20 protein-coding genes are annotated in these 23,419 nt (G+C 40.3%); 12 read left to right on the top strand and 8 right to left on the bottom strand.

From position 1 onward, the window contains the following. Positions 1 to 12: 12 nt before the first annotated feature. From glpK to galE, 6 genes are all read right to left on the bottom strand, one after another. A complete protein-coding gene (gene glpK / locus H5115_RS09805; RefSeq protein WP_182754998.1) occupies positions 13 to 1,512 on the bottom strand; it encodes a glycerol kinase GlpK in 1,500 nt (499 codons plus the stop codon). Positions 1,513 to 1,716: 204 nt separating this feature from the next. Next, positions 1,717 to 3,042, bottom strand: a complete 1,326-nt coding sequence (locus H5115_RS09800; RefSeq protein ID WP_182754996.1) for a dienelactone hydrolase family protein — start codon at positions 3,040 to 3,042, stop codon at positions 1,717 to 1,719. Positions 3,043 to 3,071: 29 nt separating this feature from the next. Further along, positions 3,072 to 4,076 carry a Gfo/Idh/MocA family protein gene (locus H5115_RS09795; RefSeq protein ID WP_182754994.1) on the bottom strand — a complete coding sequence of 335 codons (1,005 nt, stop codon included), beginning with the start codon at positions 4,074 to 4,076 and terminating at the stop codon, positions 3,072 to 3,074. A 19-nt stretch (positions 4,077 to 4,095) separates the two neighbouring features. Continuing rightward, a complete protein-coding gene (gene galK, locus H5115_RS09790) occupies positions 4,096 to 5,244 on the bottom strand; it encodes a galactokinase (RefSeq protein WP_002958851.1) in 1,149 nt (382 codons plus the stop codon). Continuing rightward, the gene (locus H5115_RS09785) at positions 5,234 to 6,298 is read right to left on the bottom strand and encodes a UDP-glucose--hexose-1-phosphate uridylyltransferase (protein WP_182754992.1); all 1,065 of its coding nucleotides are present in this window, start codon (positions 6,296 to 6,298) and stop codon (positions 5,234 to 5,236) included. The genes galK and H5115_RS09785 overlap by 11 nt, the downstream gene beginning before the upstream one ends. 1 nt (position 6,299) lies before the next feature. Further along, positions 6,300 to 7,313, bottom strand: coding sequence for a UDP-glucose 4-epimerase GalE (gene galE, locus H5115_RS09780; protein WP_182754991.1), 1,014 nt, complete (start codon positions 7,311 to 7,313; stop codon positions 6,300 to 6,302). 267 nt (positions 7,314 to 7,580) lie between these two features. Here galE and H5115_RS09775 point away from each other — a divergent pair, with 267 nt between their 5' ends. Together H5115_RS09775 and H5115_RS09770 are read left to right on the top strand one after the other, a co-directional pair. Next, the gene (locus H5115_RS09775; RefSeq protein ID WP_182754989.1) at positions 7,581 to 8,411 is read left to right on the top strand and encodes an SDR family NAD(P)-dependent oxidoreductase; all 831 of its coding nucleotides are present in this window, start codon (positions 7,581 to 7,583) and stop codon (positions 8,409 to 8,411) included. Next, entirely contained in the window at positions 8,411 to 8,767 is a 357-nt protein-coding gene (locus H5115_RS09770) for a putative quinol monooxygenase (RefSeq protein WP_182754987.1), read from the top strand. Before H5115_RS09775 ends, H5115_RS09770 begins: the two co-directional genes overlap by 1 nt. Before the next feature lie 62 nt (positions 8,768 to 8,829). Here the strand turns inward: H5115_RS09770 and H5115_RS09765 are convergent, their stop codons facing one another. Beyond that, complete coding sequence (locus tag H5115_RS09765; RefSeq protein WP_002958856.1) at positions 8,830 to 9,072, bottom strand: YdcH family protein; 243 nt, start codon at positions 9,070 to 9,072, stop codon at positions 8,830 to 8,832. Between the two features lie 550 nt (positions 9,073 to 9,622). On the opposite strand from H5115_RS09765, the gene H5115_RS09760 reads away from it, so the two are divergent. The 8 genes from H5115_RS09760 to speD all read left to right on the top strand — a co-directional run bounded on the left by H5115_RS09760 (position 9,623) and on the right by speD (position 17,461). After that, positions 9,623 to 10,204, top strand: a complete 582-nt coding sequence (locus H5115_RS09760; RefSeq protein ID WP_024596662.1) for an aminodeoxychorismate/anthranilate synthase component II — start codon at positions 9,623 to 9,625, stop codon at positions 10,202 to 10,204. 43 nt (positions 10,205 to 10,247) lie between these two features. Next, positions 10,248 to 11,408, top strand: coding sequence for an HDOD domain-containing protein (locus H5115_RS09755; RefSeq protein ID WP_182754984.1), 1,161 nt, complete (start codon positions 10,248 to 10,250; stop codon positions 11,406 to 11,408). Positions 11,409 to 11,787: 379 nt separating this feature from the next. Next, positions 11,788 to 12,993, top strand: coding sequence for an aspartate aminotransferase family protein (locus tag H5115_RS09750; protein WP_182754982.1), 1,206 nt, complete (start codon positions 11,788 to 11,790; stop codon positions 12,991 to 12,993). An 85-nt stretch (positions 12,994 to 13,078) separates the two neighbouring features. After that, a complete protein-coding gene (gene astA, locus H5115_RS09745) occupies positions 13,079 to 14,095 on the top strand; it encodes an arginine N-succinyltransferase (RefSeq protein ID WP_002958860.1) in 1,017 nt (338 codons plus the stop codon). Between the two features lie 15 nt (positions 14,096 to 14,110). Then, positions 14,111 to 15,580, top strand: a complete 1,470-nt coding sequence (astD, locus tag H5115_RS09740) for a succinylglutamate-semialdehyde dehydrogenase (protein ID WP_024603338.1) — start codon at positions 14,111 to 14,113, stop codon at positions 15,578 to 15,580. 132 nt (positions 15,581 to 15,712) lie between these two features. Next, positions 15,713 to 16,060, top strand: coding sequence for a DUF3802 family protein (locus H5115_RS09735; RefSeq protein WP_002958862.1), 348 nt, complete (start codon positions 15,713 to 15,715; stop codon positions 16,058 to 16,060). Between the two features lie 86 nt (positions 16,061 to 16,146). Beyond that, on the top strand, positions 16,147 to 16,560 hold the full coding sequence (locus tag H5115_RS09730) for an OsmC family protein (RefSeq protein WP_002958863.1): 414 nt from the start codon (positions 16,147 to 16,149) through the stop codon (positions 16,558 to 16,560). Positions 16,561 to 16,648: 88 nt separating this feature from the next. Continuing rightward, positions 16,649 to 17,461 (top strand): adenosylmethionine decarboxylase, encoded by an 813-nt coding sequence (gene speD, locus H5115_RS09725; RefSeq protein WP_024597058.1) that lies wholly within the window; start codon positions 16,649 to 16,651, stop codon positions 17,459 to 17,461. A gap of 103 nt (positions 17,462 to 17,564) precedes the next feature. On the opposite strand, the gene H5115_RS09720 is transcribed toward speD, so the two are convergent. Beyond that, positions 17,565 to 18,848 carry an aromatic amino acid transport family protein gene (locus tag H5115_RS09720; protein WP_039488583.1) on the bottom strand — a complete coding sequence of 428 codons (1,284 nt, stop codon included), beginning with the start codon at positions 18,846 to 18,848 and terminating at the stop codon, positions 17,565 to 17,567. A 444-nt stretch (positions 18,849 to 19,292) separates the two neighbouring features. Between H5115_RS09720 and H5115_RS09715 the strand changes: the two genes are divergently transcribed. Together H5115_RS09715 and H5115_RS09710 are read left to right on the top strand one after the other, a co-directional pair. Next, complete coding sequence (locus H5115_RS09715) at positions 19,293 to 20,090, top strand: alpha/beta fold hydrolase (protein WP_182674104.1); 798 nt, start codon at positions 19,293 to 19,295, stop codon at positions 20,088 to 20,090. 250 nt (positions 20,091 to 20,340) lie between these two features. Next, complete coding sequence (locus tag H5115_RS09710; RefSeq protein WP_182754980.1) at positions 20,341 to 23,151, top strand: P-loop NTPase fold protein; 2,811 nt, start codon at positions 20,341 to 20,343, stop codon at positions 23,149 to 23,151. Positions 23,152 to 23,419: the final 268 nt, after the last annotated feature.

Genomic DNA, 23,419 nt, shown 5'->3' with positions numbered 1-23,419 from the left:
GCCACTTGGTATTTACTGCGGGCAGTTTTTATTCGTTAAGCAGACTTGAGCTACGCAGTGCTGCCATTTTGCGTATAGATCGTTACGCTCGTCGGCACTCATGGTGGGCTCAAAGCGACGGTCGCATGTCCACATTTTAGATAACTGTTCAGTCGACTCGTACACACCTGCTTGCAAGCCTGCTAAATAAGCGACCCCTAAAGAAGTGGTTTCGGTCACTGTTGGGCGCTCAACTGTTGCACCTAAAATATTTGATAAAAAGGTCATAACCCAATTATTTTTTACCATACCGCCATCTACACGAAGCACACTTGGGCGAAGGCCATCACGCTCCATCGCTTTTTGTAAATCTTTGGTCTGGTAGCCAACTGATTGCAGCGCTGCAGCAACAATAGTGCTAATACCAGAGTCGCGTGTTAGCCCTAAAATAGCGCCACGTGCATTAGGGTCCCAGTAAGGAGCGCCTAAACCCGTAAACGAAGGCACTAAAAATACACCATGGTCGAGCGGTACATCTTTAACCATCGACTCACTTTCGCCAGCATGGCTAAGTAGCTTTAAGCCTTCAACAATCCACTGCATAGTTGCGCCAGCCATAAATATACTGCCTTCAATGGCGTAAGTTGGCTTGCCGTTTAATCTATAGGCAACAGTGGTCAATAAGCGGTTTTCTGAGGTCAGTGCTTTTTCGCCAGTGTTAAGCATTAAAAAACAGCCAGTACCGTAAGTACTTTTAGCCATGCCTTGTTCAAAACATGCGTGTCCTACAAGCGCAGCTTGTTGATCGCCTGCAATACCACATACGCGAATTGGCGCGCCAAAAATATCAGCGCTGGTTGAACCAAACTCGTCAGCTGAATCCATTACTTCTGGCAGCATAGATTCTGGAATATCGAATAACTCTAGAAGCTCTTGATCCCACTGCTGGGTATGAATATTAAATAACATGGTGCGCGATGCATTGGTTGCATCGGTGCGGTGCTCTTTGCCGCCTGTTAGCTGCCAAAGTAGGTAAGTGTCAACCGTACCGAAGGCGAGCTCACCTGCAAGGGCCTGTTCGCGTGCGCCTTCAACGTTATCTAAAATCCAACGAATTTTAGTGGCCGAAAAATAAGGGTCGAGCAGTAAGCCTGTTTTATCGCTTATTGTTTGGCAAAGCTCATCAGTTGTTAGGCTTTCGCAATAGTCACTGGTGCGACGGTCTTGCCATACAATAGCGTTATAAATTGTTTTGCCTGTTTTTTTGTTCCATACCAAAGTGGTTTCGCGCTGATTGGTGATACCAATGGCAATAATTTCTTCAGGCTTTACATCGTTTTTAGTTAAGACTTCGCGACTAGTGCTAAGCACTGTTTGCCAAATATCGTTAGGGTCGTGTTCTACCCAACCATTTTGTGGAAAGTGCTGCGAAAACTCTTGTTGTGCTGTACCAAAAACGTCTGCATCTTTTGTAAACAAGATGGCCCGAGAGCTTGTGGTTCCTTGATCAATTGAGAGTATGTATTTGGACATGATATTTATGTTATTTATCTTATCTTATATATGACTAGATTGCCTTTAACCGAAGTTAATGGCAATGGTTTTTTCTTAAAATAGCAGATTAAAAAATAAACACGCTAATATTTGCTGGTAACTCTTTTATATAAAAGGCGTTTTATTTTTGCATTATTTTAAGGGCGTATGCGGCTATTGATTAAAACAACCGCTTAAAGTTTATTATTGCTTGGTGTGAGGTTTAGCTTGTTGCCAATCCATACCGGTAGAAAAGCGATTATCAAACCCGCGCCACTGTGGCAGCGGTTTACCGTCAACAACAGCTTGGTCGCCGTTTTGTGGTAAATCTAAGTATTTACACTCGCGGTCTATGCCTTTTACGTGGCAATCCATCATGGCAAGTACAAAGTGTTTGTTGGTCTCGTTTAGTGTGCGCATAGACCACGAAGGCTCATAGTAATGGCCTATATCTAGCTCACTGCTGCTTTGTGCAATAGCAGGGGCTGGGTGTGGTGCTATATTATGGCGTGCATTTTTGTAAGTAAGCATGTACTTATCTTTGCTGCCTGTTTGTTCATAAAGACTTTTAATGCCTTCATAGCCTGAAATGTCATCTAAGTCACCGGCCACATAAAGCGAAGGTACTTTAATATTTTCCATTGCTTTGGCATCAAATATAGCGTGCTGTCCGCCCCACGGTGCAAAGGCCACCATGGCTTTTATACGAGGGTCTACTTTTGGATTTTGGTATTGTCCACCAGCGCAGCTGTTTAGTAATTGCTGTACTTTTTTAATTTGAGCTGGGTCTTTCATACCCGTAAACATAGCCGTAGTTTGCTCATTGAAAGCGAAACAACCACCTATTGTATTTACCGCGCCATAGCCACCCATTGAGTAACCAATTACACCTGCGCTTTTGTTATCTACCTGCTTGCTGGCAAAGTTGTTTTGCTCATTAAAGTAATTAATTACAAACTGCTGATCGCGTGAGCGATTTATAAGCGTGCTAAAAAAGCCAGAGAACGGTGCGTTTTTAAAATCAACATCGGCATTGGTTGAGTCAGTATGGTCAATAGCTACCACAATGTAACCGTGCGACGCTAAATGCTCGCCAAGGTAGTACATAATTGTACGGTAACCGGTATAACCGTGCGAAAGCACAATGACAGGGTAGTGCTCTTTATTATTAATGGCGACATCACGCATTGCATCGGCTTGCAAAGTAAACTCTTTACCTGAGCGAGTTTCATCTGTGTAGCTGGTAAGTGGCGCTTTTGCTGTATTTGCAGCCGGATACCATACCTCTACTTTTAAAGGACGATCTTTACGGCCTTGTGTAGCGGGGTCAAATTGCGCAGGGTTAACTAAATTAAGTGTTTGCACACCTACATTGTAGCTACCTTTAGCTGCAAGCTCTGGCAGTACTTCGCTAGTGATTGGCGGGTATAGCTGCTCTGGTTTATTAGATTCAGCAACAGCTACACTGGCAGATAAACTGCACGTTGCAAGTAATATGGCTTTTGAAAGCGCCTTGAGTGTGTGTGTCATTGTGTGTCCTTGTTGTGTATTTTTATTTTTTAATTTGTCAGTTCAGCCGACTCGACGACATTGCTATATTGCAGCAACCACTGTGCTCGCAAGGTATCCATTATGTTCATAACTCGTAAGCTAGTACCGAGGGGCAACGCGCTGCTTTGGGTTTGTTTTTGTAATATACACTGCGTGACATGTGCAATTTCAAACTTAAAGTTTTCATCGTCACTAAAGTTGTATTCAAAGTACTGAGGGTCTTGGTCGTTTATGTGTAGCTCTAGTGTTTTTGCACCTACAAACTGAGGTATTCGAATATAGCCAAGCTCACCATTAATACATGCTTCTGTTGGGCCATTTTGCTGCAGTGCGCTGGCAAGAGATGCAAATTGCCCGTTACCGTAATCAACTATAGCAGTGCTTCGCTCATCAACGCCGGTTGTGCTTTTATGTACAAAGGATTTGATGTGTTCAGGGGCTTTATTAAATACCACATCAGCAATCGAAATAGGGTAAATACCTAAATCGAGCAGGGCACCACCCGCTGTTACAGGGTTCATTAATCGGTGAGTGTCGGCAAAGCTGCCAGGTAAACTAAAGTTGGCATTAACACTGTGCACATTACCAATAACACCTTCACTTAGGAGCTGTTGTAATTTTACTATGGCTGGTAAAAACCGCATCCAAACGCCTTCCATTAAAAAGCAGTTTTGTTGTTTTGCAAGCTCAGTGAGGCTTTGTAACTGCTCAGCATTAACGGTAATTGGTTTTTCGCTTAGCACGTGCTTATTGTGTGTTAAGCATTGGGCGATAGTTTTAAAGTGTTGATCGTGCGTATTGGCAATATAAATAGCGTCTATATTTGGGCACTGCATAAGAGCTTGATAGCTCTCGTAGCCTTGAATATTGTACGGTGTTGCAAATTCTTTAGCGCGCTGCATACTCGTTGAAGCTGCGCCAATAAGCTGTGCATCACTACAATGCGCAATGCTTTTAGCAAAGGTGTGAGCTATATTGCCACACCCAATAATTCCCCAATTAACCTTTGCCATGCTTATTCCTTAAGTTTATTTAAAAAGACGTAATTTGTAATCCTGAACCCGCTGAACATACGTAAATATCAGCATTTAAATTAAAGCGTTCAAAGTAATGCTTTTCTACCGCTGCTTTAATAAGAGGTACTTCAGCATCACGACACAAACATACAATTGCGCCACCAAAGCCGCCACCCGTCATACGTACTGCGCCGCGATCGCCCATCGCTTCCTTACAAATTTCTACTAGGCCATCGGTTGCAGGTACGGTTACTTCAAAGTCGTGTTTAAGAGATTGATGCGATGCAGCCATTAGCGTACGAAGTGCATCCATATCGTTATTTTGTAGTGCAGTAGTTGCTGCAATTACACGGTCGTTTTCGCTAATTACGTGGTGTGCACGTTTATATTCGTTTTCGCTTAATGTCGCTTTTACTGCTTGCAGGCCAGCCATGGTGGCTTGGCGAAGTGTTTCTACACCCATTTTTACAGCAGCTTGTTCGCAGTCAATGCGGCGCTGGTTGTATTCGCTATCAACCAACTTACGCGGGTAGTTTGAATTAACAATAACAATATTTAAATCATCAGGAACTTTAACTGATTTAGTTGCGAGGTTTTCACAGTCGATTAATAGTGCATGACCGTTCTCGCCTTTAGCTGAAATAAGCTGATCCATAATGCCGCATTGGCAATGCATAAAGTCGTTTTCGGCTTCTTGACCAAATAGCGCAATTTGCTCTGGCGGTAAACCAAGCTGTGCAATATGGTTAAACATACCGCCAACTGCAACTTCTAGTGCGGCCGATGACGACAAGCCACTACCTTGCGGTAAGTTGCTGTCAATTAGTAGGTCGGCACCACGCAGTGTGTAGCCCGCTCTTTTAAGAACATAAGTAACAGCACGAATGTAGTTACCCCACTGCGACTGGCCTTCAGTGATTTCTTCATCAACACTAAAGCTGTCTTTTTCGCCTGGGTAATTTAAAGAATGCACAGTAATAATATTGTCGTCGCGTTCTTTAAACATCACTTGGGTTCGAAACTCTAACGAACACGGTAAAACAAAACCGTCGTTGTAGTCGGTAAATTCGCCAATAAGGTTTACACGCCCCGGTGCTGCAGCAATACCTTGAGCAGGCGCGCCATACAGTGACAAAAATTGTTGTTGGAATTCGTTAAGCTTCATCTGTGTGTCCTGCTGTATCTTTATAGTGTGTTGTACTGGCTGCTTTTAAAATAGAAGCAGCGGTTTCTGCGCTTAAATCGCGTTGGCTTTCGCCTAGCATTTCGTAGCCTACCATGTGTTTTTTAACAGTAGCAGAGCGAAGTAGCGGCGGATAAAAGTGTGCATGTAAGCGCCAATGTTGCTCATCAGAGCCTCTGTTAGCGGGTGCATTGTGCCATCCCATTGAGTATGGGAAGCTGCAATTAAATACGTTGTCGTACTTAGTGGTTAATACTTTAAGTGCCTGTGCTAAAGCGTCTGTTTGCGCATCGTTTAACTGGCTAAAGTTTTGAATATTATCTTTAGTTACTAGCATTGTTTCAAACGGCCACGCTGCCCAAAATGGCACCACAACAAGCCAATGTTCGTTTTCAAATACAACACGTGTTTGATCCGCTTGCTCTTTTTGTGCGTAATCGGCAAGCATAGCTGTGCCATGCTTTTTATAATAAGCAAGCTGCTGGGTATCTTCGGCTTCTATTTCGGTTGATAAATGCGAGTGAGCCCATACTTGGCCGTGAGGATGAGGTTGCGAACAACCCATGATCTCGCCTTTATTTTCAAAAACTTGTACACATTCGTACTGCTGTGCAAGCTCTGTGTAATTTTGTTTCCAGGTTTTCACTACTTCGTGCAATGCATCGTGCTCAAGCTCTGGAAGTGTTTTATTATGCTCTGGAGAAAAACAAATTACGCGGCATTCGCCACTGGCTTCGTCGGCAATAAATAAATCGCTGTCTGATTCTAAGCTTTGTAATTGCTCGCTGGCATTAGGCGTTAATGCACCAAAGTCATTTCTAAATACGTGTGTGTATTTATAATCAGGGTTACTGTCGCCATTTGCACGGGTATTAGTTGGGCAAAGTGGGCAGTTTTCATCGTGTTTTGGTAATACGTTTTCGTTAACGGCTTCTGTTGCGCCTAACCATGGGCGGTTATTACGATGTGGTGACACTAATACCCAACGACCCGTTAGCGGATTTTTACGTCTGTGAGTACTTTCTAATAAAGCCATGTTAACTCTCCAACCCACTTGGGTAATTAGTTTGCCAGCGCCATGTGTCGTTTGTCATGTCGCTAAGTGTTAGTTCTGCGTGCCAGTTAAGTGTGTTTTGCGCTTTTGTGGCATCGGCGTAGTTACAGGCAATATCACCTGCTCGGCGCGGCGCAATCTTATACGGAATATCTTTATTGGCTGATGCGCTAAATGCGTTGATCATATCAAGCACAGAATAACCTTGCCCTGTGCCTAAGTTGTAAGCATGAAATGCGGTATCTGTTTTATGCTGCATAAATGCCGCAACATGACCTTTAGCTAAATCTAAAACATGAATATAGTCGCGCACACCTGTGCCATCTTCGGTGTCGTAGTCGTCACCAAAAATATTAACCACGTCACGTTTACCTACTGCAGTTTGGGCAATAAATGGCATTAAGTTATTAGGAATACCATTAGGACTTTCACCTAATAAACCACTTGGGTGTGCACCTACTGGGTTAAAGTAACGAAGCGCAATACCCATAAATTGTCTGTTGGCATTACATACGTCTTGCATGGCTTGTTCAACCATGACTTTAGTCCAACCATAAGGATTAGTTGCGCGTATAGGATGCTTTTCGTCAATAGGGAGGTAGTCTGGCTCGCCATATACTGTAGCCGATGAGCTAAATATAATATGGTTAACGCCTTCATCTTGCATGTTTTGTAGCATGCTTAATGTGCCCGACACGTTATTTTGATAATAACGCAGCGGTTGCTCGGTAGATTCGCCAACGGCTTTTAAAGCTGCAAAGTGAAAAACAGCTTCGGCTTTAGTGTGTTTTAGAGCGAGCTTAAACTGTTGCTCGTCTTGTATGTCGCCCAAAATAAACTCAAACCGAGTACCTGTAATCTTTTCGAGTTGGTCAAGTACCCGCGCACTTGCATTAGACAAGTTATCATAAATAACAGGCGTAATACCTGCTTCATGCAATGCAATACATGTGTGGCTACCTATGTAACCCATGCCGCCAGTAATTAAAACTTTCATGTTATTTCTCGAAAAGTGTATTTATATGATAAATACTACTATTAAGGTGGTTTAAAAACAATAGTTATGATTGCTGAGTAATTCAAATAAAAGCATAAAAAATATTCAGCTTAAACACTCATCTGCCTTTTAAAGGAATGCTTTTATATTAACTAACATAGGCTTAGCTTTATCAATTAATTCTATAAACTGATTCAACTATTGGCCTAATTATCAGCAGTAAGTCGGGGTGCTAATATAGCGAAAATAAAGTAAGGAGAGATCAACATGAACAAAACAATTTTACTTACCGGCGCAACCGATGGCATTGGGCTAGAAACTGCAAAGATGTTATTAGCACAATGTCACACCGTATTATTACATGGCCGCAGCCAAGCAAAGCTCAATGCGCTACAAGTAGCTTTAACCGAGCAATATCCAAATGCAAGTACACATACTTATATTGCTGATTTAAGCGATATGAGCCAAGTTCAAACTTTGGCAAAAAATGTATTAGCCGATTTGGCCGAAAATAATAACCAGCTTGACGTACTTATTAATAATGCAGGCGTTTATCAATTAGTTGATGCTACAACAATTGATGGCCTTGATGCTCGCTTTGTTGTAAACACGATTGCGCCATATCTTCTTACAAAACTATTGTTACCTGTTCTTGGTCATGATTCGCGAGTGGTTAATGTGTCATCAGCTGCGCAATCAAGCGTTAACTTAAATGCACTTATGGGTAACACTGAACTTTCTGATAGTGCGGCTTATGCACAAAGTAAATTGGCTATTACTATGTGGTCGCGTCATTTAGGGCTTGAGCTTAAAGATACTGGGCCATTAGTTGTATCGGTAAACCCTAAATCTTTACTGGGAAGCAAAATGGTAAAAGACGCTTACGGTATAGATGGTGGGGATTTAAAAATTGGCGCAGATATTTTTTGTCGCGCAGCGCTTAGTGATGAATTTAAAGATGCCGCAGGCCTGTATTTTGATAACGATACAGGACGCTTCGCGCCTCCTCATGTTGATGCACTTAATAATGCGAAAAATCAACAACTGGTAGATACGTTAGACAGTATTTTAGCACAGCTTAAATTAGGTAAAGCATAATGAAAAATCATGTTACCTGGACAGTACAAGGCCAAATTAAAGAAGGTAAATACGATGAGTTTTTACTGGTAATGGCACGATTAGTTACTTTGGCTAAAAGTGAAGCGGGCACTTTAATGTATGAGTGGACAGTAAGTGAAGACAAGCGCAATGTACATATTTATGAGCGTTACCAAGATGAAGATGCTGCTAAAGCGCATCTTGCTGGTTGGGGCGAAAGTGGCCCACTATTTTTAAGCGTAGTTGATATGGATAAAGTAAGGGTATTTAGTCAATTATCAGAAGAGTTTGCACAAGCCTTTGCGGGCGCAAGCAGTGTATTTATGAAACCTGTGGGTGGCTTTGTAAAGTTTTAGAGAAAATACCCATTGTTGATCTAAAGAGCTCACCTCATCAGTGAGCTCTTTTTTTAGTTGCATTACTGCTCTTGCTGCAAGCGTTCGTATAGCCAATCTTTTAGTTCTGTACGTTCGTGTTTTAATAGATGCATTTGTTCATCGCTTATGGGCGCATCTTTGAGCTCTAACACTCTAATCTCTTTATCTAGCTTGTCGTACTTATCTGCTTTTTTTGCAAATTCAGTATCGCTTTCATTTAACTCGGCAATGGTCTTTAAGTACTCTGGAAAGTCATTTGTTAATGAGTGATCTTCGCCTAACATATTCGCTCCTTAGTAGGATATAAATGAGCTCACAAGTAAGTGAGTTGTATAAGTGGATTACTGCCTTTCATATAATACACTGGGGCTTACATAGATATAATTCAACCATCGAGCCGCTAATTTGATGTAGCACAAGCAATCCGTTTATTTTGCTCAGTAAGGCATTTCACCAAAGTATTTAATAGTGCGATCAATAAACGCACGTACTTTAGAGGTCAATAATTTATTGTTGGGGTATACAGCCTACGTAGGTGTATTAACTAATCGTAAAAAGCTTAGGGTTCGATATTATTGCTCAAGGTGCAAGGAATCTCTGGCTAGAGAAAATAAATTTAAATATCATCATGATTCAATACGTTAGTAAACCTCTTAACCAAAGTTTAGGTTAAGTAAACCAATACCCGCTAAAGGCTTTTAAGCATTTTAGCTAAAAGAGTTAATTTTTAACGCTTTTTGCTAATTTATGTTGGTTAATTAATAGTGGTAGAATGCAGCGCTTAGTACCACTTGTGTAAAGTAGTGGTCAATAATTTATAAGGTCTGTTGTGTAATGCTGTTGATGATCGACAACTACGATTCGTTTACTTACAACTTAGTGCAATATTTTCAGCGTTTAGATCAAGACGTTTTAGTAAAACGTAATGACGAGCTAAGTATTGCACAAATAAAACAGTTAAACCCGCAGCACATCGTGTTATCGCCAGGGCCATGCACCCCTAACGAAGCGGGTATTTCACTAAATGTTGTTGAGCAACTAAAAGGGCAATATCCTATTTTAGGGATTTGCTTGGGGCATCAAACTATCGCACAAGCTTTAGGTGGAGATGTAATTCGTGCTAAAAAAGTAATGCACGGTAAAACATCACCCATAGTTCATACTAATAAAGGGGTGTTTAAAGGCTTAGCTAATCCGTTAACGGTATGTCGTTATCATTCTTTAGTGGTTAAAGCGCAAACTCTGCCTAAAGAGCTTGAAGTAACCGCATGGACTCAAACTGAGCAAGGCGAGTTTGACGAAATTATGGGGTTGTTACACAATGAACTTGCTATCGAAGGTGTGCAGTTTCACCCCGAAGCTATTTTAACTGCTCAAGGCTTAGAACTGCTTGATAACTTTTTAACTCGCTTCTAATGTTGTAATACACATAGCATTTTATACTTTATTAATGGATGTCATGACTGAACTTTTAGCCCAGCAGCGTACTGCCAAAATACTAAGCCAACGAGCTCATGACTTATTGCTTGGGCATAGCTTTGCGCATCAGCAAATTGGTTTCATTCATACATTAGATATAGATTACGGCGAACCCATGAAGCAGCGTACCTTGCTGCAGGTTGAAGTGGCCGCACAGAATAAACGCCAGCAAAGCAGTACTGCACATCATAAGTACCGCGCTCAAGCCAGTGAGCAACTGCACAAAACAATTGAAACAGCTATATATAAGCAGCTCGAAGATATAGATGGCGTAATTCATAGCACCATAGGTATTGAAGATGGCATTGCCAATATACTCGATATATTAGCGGTAAAGTCAGCGTCGGTAGGGCGTTTAGAGCCATTGGTTAATGATATAAGCTGGTTGGGTAGGGAGTTAGTAACGCTCGTTAATTTACCTTACTATCGTAATCAACGTAGTAAAAACACGTCTGTAAAAGTAGATAAGCCATCGCTTGCCCTTCGTTATATTGGCCTTGATAACTTACAGCTAGTTATTCCTACATTTGCTGCTCGTCATTGGATGCCACATAGCACCGAACCATTTTCGTTATTAAAACGTCGTTTACGTGACAGTGCCATGGCAAACGCCATTGCTGCGCAAAAAATTGCACAAATTAATAATGTAAATGACGTTCATGCATTTACCCTTGGGATGCTTTTAGATGTAGGGCGAATTGCATTAGTGCGCTTGTACTTAAAAACGTTTGAGCAAATATGGCAACGTAAAGTACAGCTAGCCCGAAATGAAAACCAAAAAGATTTACACACCGCATTATTAGAGCTTCAGCCCGACCCGCTATTTTTAACTACTCTACTTAGCAATAAATCGATAGAAGTAAGCGCTAAGGTAATAGACAAAATGGCTTTTAAATATTTACCGTTTAAAGGGGTAATGCAGCAGCTAGTAAATGGGGTAGATAAGGGCGATACATTACTGCCATTAACAGAAGTAATGCTAAAGGCACGGTGCTATTCTCAATATCTTAATTTAAAAGAACATCAACTTATAGAACCTGATGAAGCTCTAAGCTGGTTTTCGCACTTTAAGTTCACTAAAACGGAACTAAAAACCCTCCAATCGAGTAATTTTACCAATTTAGCTATTCAAATTGACTAAAAATCTGAATTTTTTGTTAATTTTTTTGCGACTAACCATTCATTCTCATCTTATTGTTATATTACATATTTGCCGATTAAAGCGTGTGCGCCTCTGTACTCATGCGGTTAGTTGCCTAAAAATAAGCATAAATAGCTATGCAAATAGTTATTCACTATCTATGAAATAATATCTTTAGCCCTTTATTTTCAAGGGATACATGAAAGTTTTTAACGAGACAGATATAAGTAATTCTGAAATAATGTGCGTCTGAAAATTGAACCACAAAGCAATTTTGCGCAATTATCAGGTTACTGATCTTGCCTATAAAGTTGGTTACAAATATTAACCAAACACCTATTTTGATGTTTTGTGTTGCTCACAATTAAGAGGAAATAAAATGACAGTCAATCGCGAATTATTTGATCACGTAATGGTTCCTAACTACGCACCTTCAAGCGTAATTCCTGTTCGAGGCGAAGGCTCTCGCGTGTGGGATCAACAAGGTCGAGAGTTTATCGACTTTGCTGGTGGTATTGCAGTTAACTGTCTTGGCCATTGCCACCCTGCATTAGTAGGCGCATTAAAAGAGCAAGGCGAAAAAATCTGGCATCTATCTAACGTAATGACCAATGAGCCGGCACTTCGCCTAGCTAAAAAAATGGTTGATGCGACATTTGCTGAAAAAGTTTACTTTGCCAACTCTGGCGCAGAAGCAAATGAAGCCGCGCTTAAATTAGCGCGTCGTTTTGCACTTGATAAGTTTGGCGCAGAAAAATCACAAATTATCGCGTTCAACAAAGGTTTCCACGGTCGTACATTCTTTACCGTAACTGTTGGCGGCCAAGCTGCATATTCAGATGGTTTTGGCCCTAAGCCTGGCGACATTGTACATTGCGATTACAATGACCTTGCTGCTTTTGAAGCACTTATCAGCGATAAAACATGTGCCGTAATGATGGAACCTCTACAAGGTGAAGGCGGTATTGTTTCACCAACTGATGAGTTTGCTCAAGGTGTTCGCGATTTATGTACTAAACATAACGCACTGCTTATTTTTGATGAAGTTCAAACAGGTGTTGGCCGTACTGGCGATTTATATGCATACCAAGGCTTAAACGTAGTACCTGATATTTTAACTTCGGCTAAAGCACTTGGCGGCGGTTTTCCTATTGGCGCTATGATCACAACAACTGAAATTGCACAGCACCTTAAAGTAGGCACACATGGTTCTACTTATGGCGGTAACCCGCTTGCGTGTGCTGTTGCAGAAGCTGTATTTGATACAGTAAATACTCCAGAAGTACTGGCTGGCGTAAAAGAAAAAGCCGCATTATTTAATGAACTACTTAGCGCGGTTAACAAAAAATACAACGTATTTAGCGAAATCCGTGGCCAAGGTTTATTAATTGGTGCAGTAGTGAACGAGCAATACAAAGGTCGTGCAAAAGAGTTTTTAGTGGCGGGTACTGAGCAAGGCCTTATGTCACTAGTTGCCGGTGCAGACGTAGTACGTTTCACTCCATCTTTAGTAATTCCTGAAGCGGACATTCGCGAAGGTATGGCACGCTTCGAAAAAGCAGTAGCAAGCGTAGTAAGCGCATAAGCGACTTAAGCCAACCAATTAAGGGCAAGCACCGCTTGCCCTGCAATTCCTATTTACCGTTATTTATAAGGGAGCAAGCGGACTCATGATGATCCTTCGCCCAATCCAGCAAAATGATTACTCAGCATTACTGAAAATTGCCCACGAATCTGGGCATGGTTTTACGTCTTTGCCATTAAACGAAGAACTATTGCAAAAGAAAATAGACCATTCTGTAAGTTCATTTGCTAAGCAAACGTCACAACCCGGTGACGAAGGCTACCTGTTTGTTCTTGAAGATAGCGAAACCGGTGATGTTGTAGGTACGTCTGCAATTGAAGCTGCGGTAGGGCTTGATGATGCATTTTATCATTATCACTTAAGTAAAGTGATTCACTCTTCGCGCACATTAGACGTATACAAAGCGGTTGATATTTTAACGCTATGTAACGACTACACAGGCGCTACAGAGCTTTGCACATTGTTTTTAAAAGATGGCTATCGTAAAAATTGTAACGGTAAGCTACTTTCAAAAGCGCGCTTTATGTTTATAAAGCAGCATCAAGAGCGTTTTGCACAAACAGTGATTGCAGAAATGCGCGGTGTGTCTGACGAAAACGGCAGTAGCCCTTTTTGGCAGTGGCTTGAAGAGCACTTTTTCTCAATGGATTTTCCAACAGCCGATTACCTAACAGGTATTGGTCAAAAGGTTTTCATTGCTGAACTAATGCCTAAATACCCAATTTATGTAAATTTGCTAAGTAAAGATGCGCAAGCCGTAATAGGTAAAGTACACGACAACACACGCCCAGCAATCGAGTTATTAAAAAGCGAAGGCTTTACGTTTAATGGCTACGTAGACATTTTTGACGGCGGCCCAACGGTTGAAGCAAAAGTAGATAACATTGCGACGATTCGTAATGCAAATAACTTTAACGTTGAAATTGGCGAAATGACTGGCGACACCATGGTGTTACTAGCTAACGAAAAGCTTGAAGATTTTAGAGCAACCGTTGCACCAATGACATTTGACGAGCGCGCAAAAAGCCTTATTTTATCGCAAGAAGTAGCAGATGCATTGCATTTGCAAACTGGCGATATTGTTAGTGCAACCACGATTTAATTTAGGAGAAAGTATATGACTCATCCTGCACAATTTATTAATGGTCAATGGTCACAAGGCCAAGGCACAGAATTTAATTCAGTAAATCCTGCAAATAACGACGTTATTTGGCAGGCATCATCAGCAACTGCGGCGCAAGTAGACACCGCAGTAAATGCAGCGCGCGAAGCGTTTTATGCATGGGCTGATAAAAGCTTTACTGAGCGTTTAGAAATAATTAAAGCATTCGCAGCGCAATTAAAAGAAAACAGCGAAGAGCTCGCTATTACTATTGCACAAGAAACAGGTAAGCCACTGTGGGAAACGCGCACAGAAGCGGGTGCTATGGTTGGTAAAATTGCCATTTCTGAAAAAGCATTTTTAGAGCGCACTGGCGACGTAGAAAACGCAATGCCACTTGGGCGTGCGATGATTCGTCATAAGCCACATGGGGTTGTAGCCGTATTTGGTCCGTATAACTTTCCGGGTCACTTACCTAATGGCCACATTGTGCCAGCGCTTTTAGCAGGTAACACGGTTGTATTTAAACCGTCTGAGCTTACTCCTAAAGTTGCCGAGCTTACGCTTAAACTGTGGGAAAAAGCAGGCTTACCAGCTGGTGTAATTAACCTCGTTCAAGGTGAAGTAGAAACGGGTAAAGCCCTTGCTGCTCACAAAGGGATTGATGGCTTGTTCTTTACGGGTTCTTCGCGTACTGGTCATATTTTACATGAACAGTTTGCGGGTCAACCGGGTAAAATTTTAGCGCTAGAAATGGGTGGTAATAATCCACTTATTATTACTGACGTTGAAGACACTAAAGCAGTTGTTCACGATATTATTCAATCAGCGTTTATCTCAAGCGGCCAGCGTTGTACCTGTGCACGTAAATTGTTTTTACCTAAAGGTAGCAAAGGCGATGCAATTTTAGAGCGCCTTATCACTGCAACTAAAGCAATTAAAGTAGGCAACTACGATGATGCAGACCAGCCATTTATGGGCTCTATGATCTCATCAGCGGCAGCTGCAGGCATGGTTAAAGCGCAAAACGAGCTTGTCGAGCTTGGCGCTCAAGTATTAGTAGAGCTTGAGCACACAGCCAATACCGGTTTTGTAACACCAGGTATTATTGAGTGTACAAATATTAGTGATTTCCCAGATGAAGAACATTTTGGACCACTTTTAAAAGTATTCCGCTTTGATGACTTTGACCAAGCCATTGATAAAGCAAACGATACAACCTTTGGTTTATCGGCTGGTTTATTAAGTGATAGTGCAGCAGATTACGACCATTTTTTACGTCGTATTCGCGCTGGTATTGTTAACTGGAACCGCCCAATTACTGGCGCATCAAGCGCAGCACCATTTGGTGGTATTGGCGCATCGGGCAATCACAGAGCAAGCGCGTATTACGCAGCTGATTACTGTGCATACCCAGTTGCTTCAGTAGAGCTTGAAAAAGTAGCGATGCCAGCAACACTAAGCCCAGGCTTAAAAATAGATTAAGTAGTAATACTACTTAATTATTATAAAAGCAGCTTCGGCTGCTTTTTTTGTATTGCTATCGTACAAGGCTAGTAATTATCGACTCTTTCTGCTTAAATCAGCATAATTAAATATATTTAGGTGGTTCGCATAATGGTTTTAGATAGGCAAGGGTACGATGATTTGATCATGTATCTAACTCAAAATTTAGCATTGTTTGAGAAGCCAGGCGAAATAAAACCAGGCGCTCCAACAGTAATGGAATTAATCGAAGACGTTATTGCACAAAATGTGATGCTTATTTGCGAGCAGCACACAGACCTCAACACAGAGCAGCGTAGTCAAATTGTACGTGAAGTTGATGGCATAGTTTACGATTTAGAAGAAGTCCTCAGCAGCATCACCTCACAGCCTGTCACGGTTGAACAGCATGCCTTTATAGATGAATTTGCAGGTTTAGTGAAAAACCTCTTTGATAGCGCATTAGCACAACAATCTTAGCCATTTTATAGCCCTGCGTTGCATTTTCATTTGCAACTACGGCTAAGTTGCTTACAATCAAGAAAATATTTTTTTGAGATATAACAATGCAAGCAAATGTAAAATGGGTTGAAGGCGATACGTTTATTGGCCGTTCTAATTCTAACCACAATGTTGTGTTTGATGGCGGCAGCGATAGCGCAGCACCAAGCCCAATGGAAATGGTTTTAATGTCAGTTGGCTGTTGCTCATCAGTTGATGTGGTTAGTATTTTAAAAAAAGCTAAACAAGATTTTTCAGACGTACAAGTGCAACTCAGTGCAGAACGCGCCGAAACAGCACCGCGCGTGTTTACCAAAATCAACTTACACTTTGTTGTTAAAGGCAATAATGTGTCTGAAAAGCACCTTGCACGTGCAGTTTCACTCTCTGCTGAAAAGTATTGCTCGGTTGCATTAATGCTTGATAAAACAGTAGAAATTACGCATAGCCACGAAGTTGTGCAAGATCAAGCAAAATAACGCTTTTTCCACGAGGAAAATTCGTATAAAATCCGCGAACTTTTCATTCTGCAGGTGCAGAACCCACTAATTTATAGGTTGGTTTATTATGAACAAACCCTTCGATAAACTTAAACTTCATGGCTTTAACAATTTAACCAAAAGTTTAAGCTTTAGTATTTATGATATTTGTTACGCAAAGACCGAGCAACAACGTAAAGAATATATTGAATATATCGATGAGCAGTACAGTGCAGATAGACTAACCGATATTTTAGGTGAAGTTGTTGATATTATTGGTGCTAACATTTTAAATGTAGCGCGCCAAGATTATGAACCGCAAGGCGCAAGTGTAACTATTTTGGTTTCAGAAGAACCAGTAGAAGAGCAGCAAAATTACGATGCTGACGAAGCACCAGGCCCATTACCTGATTCAGTTGTTGCACACCTAGATAAAAGCCATATTTGTGTACACACATACCCAGAAGCTCACCCTGATGATGGTATTTGTACATTCCGTGCTGATATTGAAGTATCTACCTGTGGCATTATTTCGCCACTTAAAGCGTTAAACTTCTTAATTCATAGCCTTGAGTCAGACGTAGTAACAATAGACTACCGCGTTCGTGGTTTTACCCGCGACATAAACGGTGTTAAGCACTACATTGATCATGCTATTAGCTCGATTCAAAACTTCATGACAGAAGATACAAAAGAAGCGTACCAAATGATGGACGTGAACGTGTATCAAGAAAACCTGTTCCATACTAAAATGATGTTAAAAGAAACCGACTTAAATACCTATTTATTCGGCCTTTCTACTGATGAGTTATCGGATGAAGAAGAAGACGAGATCCGCTCTAAGCTGACTCGCGAAATGCAAGAAATATTCTATGGCCGTAACCTGCCAGATACAGAATAATAGCAACGAATTAAATTAAAAATGGCGCTCAGTGAGCGCCATTTTTTTATGCCTAAAAAAGCCCAGCTAATTAAATTAGCTGGGCTTTTGAATATATAGCGTATTAATTAATCATGCTGTAAATAAGTGCAAATACAGCAAGTGAGCCAACCGCTAATATAAATAGCGTGCTTAAACGGTTGCGGTATTTATGAAGTGCAGGCACTTTATAAACTGCAATCATTGGCATGATGAATAAAATCATTGCGATGATAGGGCCCGATAACTGATCCATCATGTCTAAAATACTTGGGTTTTTAACAGCGCAAAACCAAATAGCTAAAAACATAATTAACACACCAATTTTATCAGCCGCTTTTGCGCTTAAGCTTGTTTGTTTAGTTACTAAACCCGTAAAGCTCTCACGTGCCCCTAAAAAGTGACCCAAAAACGACGATGTAATAGCAATAAAGGCCACAAGCGGCCCAAGTGTGGCAATAAACGAGTTATCAGTAATATTAGCAAGGTAGGATAAAACCGATACGTTAGCGGCTTTAGCCGCTGCCATTTGCTCGCCTGTAAGCGACAGCACGCAAGAGAACACAAATAACAGTACAAAGGTAATAAGTAGTAAGCTAGTGCGCTTTAAAATCGCCTCAGACTTATGTGTAGCTTGTTCACCGTAGTGACCGCGTTGCACGTTTACAAAGCTTGAGATAGCCGCTGCGTGGCTAAACGAAAACACAATAATAGGAATCGATAACCACAATGTTTTTCCAAAGCTGCCCATTTCAGGCATTGTCATATCTGGCATTTGCCAGCTTGGGATTAAATAAAGTGATAAAAAGAACAATATACCCACAAGCGGGTAAACTAAAATAGCAAAGGCACGCAGCATTAAGCGCTCGCCGCCCATCATTAAGCTAATCATACCTGCAACTAATACACCCGAAAGCAACACGCGAGAAGGTGATTCCATCCCCATTTGATTAACCATAAAGCTATCAACGGTATTAGTTAAGCCCACACCGTAAATAAGCAAAATTGGGAATATAGATAAAAAGTATAATAAAGAAATTAACCGCCCCGCAGTCACACCAAAGTGCTCTTCAACTACATCGGTAAAATCGGCATCTTTATTTTTTGATGAAAGTACAAAACGCGCTAATCCACGGTGTGCACAAAAGGTCATTGGAAATGCTAAGCATGCCAAAATAATTAACGGCCAAAAACCGCCAATACCAATGTTAATAGGTAAAAATAAAATACCCGCACCAACGGCGGTACCAAAAAGGCTTAAAGTCCACTGCGTATCGTGCAGGTTCCATTTAGAAGTGGGTGTGTTTGAAGGTGTGTGTGCACCTGTTGTTGATGCATTTGAAAGCGTTGCATCTTGAGATGTTGTCATGTGTGTGTTTATCCATTATTTAAATAATAATCGCGCGCAAGAATATAGTTTTTAGCTAAAAATTTCATGTTTTGAGAGGATTTGTAGACTAATTAATTAGACCAAATTGAAGGGTAAGTGTCATGAATACGAAACAGCGGTGTAAAAGTGAGCAACCCCTTAAGCGGCAGCACCACATTATAATTTTAAAGTAGGTTGGTTAGAGCGCAGCGAAACCCAACACGCTATAGTGTCACGCGAGCAGCAAAGCGAGGTAGGCGGTTTTCATAACGTAAAAATAGGGGAAGGTCATTTTTATTGGTTTGCATTTAAAAATCAGAATCTGCACCGAAAAGCTGTTAAGTAGAAGCCATTGATCTGAACTTCATAAGAGATTTTTATTAAACTCCGTTATACTTCCTACAATTGAATATGCCAAACGAAGTAAATAGGCCACTAACTGTAATGAGCAAAGACATTCTTTTCCATACTACTTTTGCGCACGAAACCAGTAAAACATGGGTTGTATTTGTCCATGGAGCAGGTGGTAGTTCGGCAATTTGGTTTCGTCAGCTTAAAGCCTATAAAAAAGAATATAATGTGTTGTTACTAGATCTTCGTGGTCACGGTAAATCGAATAACTTAGTACAAAACTTTGTTGATAATAATTATTCATTTAATAATGTCTCTAAAGACATCATTGATGTGTTAGATCACAACAATATCACCAGCGCACACTTTGTTGGTATTTCATTGGGCACAATACTCATTCGAAATATTGCTGAAATTGCGCCGCAATATGTTTCTAGCATGGTGCTAGGTGGAGCGGTTACTCGTTTTAATACTCGCAGTAATACCTTGGTTTATTTAGGCAATACTTTTAAACACTTCTTGCCTTATATGTGGCTGTATCGCTTATTTGCTTTTATTATGATGCCTAAAAAGCGCCATAAAGAATCTCGACTTTTGTTTGTTCGTGAAGCAAAACGCTTGTGCCAAAAAGAGTTTATAAAATGGTTTAAATTAGCCATGGACGTAAATCCTTTAATGCAATACTTCAAAGAAAAAGACATTGATATTCCCATTCTTTACATTATGGGTAAGGAGGATCATATGTTCCTTGGCCCTGTTAAAGAAATGGTTAAGCGCCATAAAAACAGCGTACTGCAAACTATTCACCATTGCGGCCATGTTTGTAATGTGGAACGCCCTGACTTATTCAACCAGCACTCGCTTGCATTTATCGCCCAGCAAAATCGCTAAGGGTTGTAGAAGGAATAAGATCGGTACATTCTTTTTTGATTTTCGCCCTAAACTCAAAACAAGACCTAAAGGAATAAAACTCCATTTTTATATCAAAGCGTAGGTTGGGTAGAGCGAAGCGAAACCCAACAAGTCATAGCGCCATCCGAGTGTGAAGCCAAGATAGGCGGTTTTATTTATTAAACTTGCTTATTCAATAATGTTCAATTGATATAGACTGGTTAGGTAACGTATTGATAAGGATATTAAGTTGTCACAAGTTAAAACACTCCCCATTACAGCCAGACGCTGGCTTTCTCTTTTATTGTGCGCAATTACCGCCGCAACAATTACTGTATTTTTAAGCAAAGTCGGCTTTGTGCAAAAGGCATATTCAAGTTGGAGCGCTATTTTAAATGCCAATCCAATCCTGTATTACAGTAGCGCATTTTTAGCGGGTATTGGCATAAAGCTCCTGCTTGATAGGTTTTATATATCGCACCCCATACGCAGTGTTGTATTTAGCTGGCGATATCCGCCGGTGACAATGAGCTTATGGTTATCGGTAACTATTATAGGGGCGATTTTGTATTTCACTTCAAACCAAGAAGAGTTAATAGCTGCTACTTCTTGTTTTGAGTATTTCATCGTATTAATTTTAGGCTCTTCTATAATTACAGCTTATCAACAAAGCAATGAAAGAATTAGCCTTAATTTAGTTGTATGCTTCTCTCTTATCGCAGCGACTAGTACAGCTTTCATTTATTGGCATATCAGTCAGATAGGCTTTAGCTGGCCGCTTTTTATAACAGTGGATGTTTACATATTCTCTGCAATATTTTTGATAGGCAAATATGTAAATGAATGCATTAAAGCTAAATGGAATCGTAATCAAATAACTTTGAAGCGCACGAGAAGCCTTAGTTCAAATGATTTTAAAATATTAGATGAGTTTAAAGGCTGGTTTAAAGACGATTCAATCATTAAAGACACAGTGCAATTAGAACCAAATTTGCAGGCTTATACAAAGCGTATTACCGAGCGGTTGCTAACAGGTGGTGATAAGGAAGGATATGAGAAAAGAGGAGCGCAACATATCGCGCTGTGTGGGCCATTTGGATGTGGAAAAAGCAGTATAGTTGATTGCATTGCAAATGATTTAGCTAAAACCCCTAAGCAAAATGGGGTCTGGATCCACAGTGATATTTCAACATGGGGCACAACAAGCGGCAGTGTTGCACATGTAGTACTTAGCCATATTATTGATGATATCAGCCAGCATATCGATATGTGCGCATTTCGTGCGCTACCTAAACATTATACCGAAGCGCTAAAGTCAGGCGGCAGCATATTTCAATTTGCATCCACACTACTCGCAGGCCCAATTGATATTGAGCAAAGCTTTCAAAAGCTTAATGATGTTCTTGAGGCAACTAATCATAAATTACTGATCACCCTGCAAGATGTAGATCGCGGAACAAGCGATGAGAACGAAAAACGCTTAAATGATATAGCTGTGTTGCTTAATAGGTTAAAAAACAGGGGTTTAAGTAATATCAACTTTATTGCTGCAATGGCTAATGACAAGCTGGAATATGCTGTAGCTTTAAGTAAAGTTGCTGATCATATAGAGACAATAATATCCCAAGACTTCAAAAACATACTGTGTAATTGGGCAAAGTTATGCACAAGTAAAATATTCGATAATGATATGTTGTTAACACATTCATCAATAAGTAGCTCTGAACAATATTTTAAGCAAAAACCACTTGCTTTTCATGAGGCTTTTTATCGGCCAGCAATTATTTCTAATAACTTTATAGTTTCAATTCGAATGTTGAAACGAGTAATGCGGCGTATTAGTAAATGCTGGACTAAAGAAAAGTTATTGGGAGAGATCGATTTTGGCTCTTTATTATTACTCACTACATTACGTGAGGCGGAGCCTGCGTTATTTAATGCTTTTGTAAACTCGTACACAAGCTTAGTTAATGGTAAATCGTTACCAATAGCTAAGATAGAAGATGGCAAGCAAAAAACAATAAATGAAACCCTCTCTAATTTGATAGCTGACTTAACAAATAGTGGAACTGCGCATGTCTATAATGCATTATTTAAGGAATTATTGAATCTTAAGGAAGATATAACTGATAAAAGTAAAAACGACCTTAAAAGTAATAAAAATAGCGGTGAGCAACATTTAGGTATAAAGCCAAACACGGTTGATTATTTAAAGCGTTTTTTACTTGAAATTGTTCCTGAAAATGAGCTCAGGGATCAAATTGTTATTGATTCTATAAAATCTTTATCAACACAAGAATTAGCAAAAAGTATCTGCAGTGATTATCGTTTGCAAGAGGGATTTGATCGTTTTGGTAGGACACTTTTTTCAGATGATAAAAATCAAGATAGAGTAAAACAAATAGTTTTTGATGTTTTAGAGCATATTGGAAAAGATCCAAATGGTTTTTTAACTGAAGGCCTTTTTGAAGAGTATACAAAGCAAATTATCGATAGTGGTAATTTGGAAAGCGTTTTAAACAGGCTTGTAAATTTAGAAAGTGGAGAAAAGTTGCTTGAGTTACAACTGGAAAGGTTGCAACGAAATTTTGAGGAAAAAACCAAAATAATAGATGGGAATGGGCATTATAGGGACATTAAAGATGAAGCCCACAGAAGGGAAGCTGCAAGCTATAGTCATAAACTTTTTCAAGGCGTTAATATAGTTAATTTTTTAAGTGAAAACGCACATAAATTGTCTGAACAGTCTTTTTACCTGTGCCTAAGGTTTATAACTTTTGCGCAGTTAGCCGATGGTGAATTTAACTTTTTAAATAGGCTAATGAAAAATCTATTAGAAGTTGTAATCAAAAATAAAAATACACGGACTGTTGAGTTTTTAGTTAGAGCAGCATCATCTCAACATTTAACAATTGAACATTTGCAAGAGCATTTTTCAGAGCTTTCACCTGGGCAGAGAGAAAACATTTTACAGATACTTGCAGAGCTTAAAGATAATCAAGAAAATAAATCAGATATCGATTTGGCAATAAAAAACTTAAGTTTTTCTGAGGCGTTGTAATCGCTCTGTGCAGCGAAGCGCCTCGATGTTCTTGATGGTGAAATTATTTGCGGTATAGATTTTTGCGGTTTAAAGCCATCTCCTACGGAGCATGGGGCTAACGACTAGCGCTTAAATATTAAGCCTGTTGGGTTTCGTTCCATTCAACCCAACCTTGTATCTCTTCTTGATGAGTGTTTAGCTAGCACTTGTCACATCGGGAAGACAGTGAGCTCGTACCCAACCAGAGTGTGAAAATGCTGTGACGTAGATTGAGCCCTGACTTCCT

This window comes from Pseudoalteromonas sp. SR44-2, from assembly GCF_014163745.1.
GTDB classification, from domain to species: domain Bacteria; phylum Pseudomonadota; class Gammaproteobacteria; order Enterobacterales; family Alteromonadaceae; genus Pseudoalteromonas; species Pseudoalteromonas distincta.
This window is presented reverse-complemented; position numbering and strand designations above follow the sequence as displayed.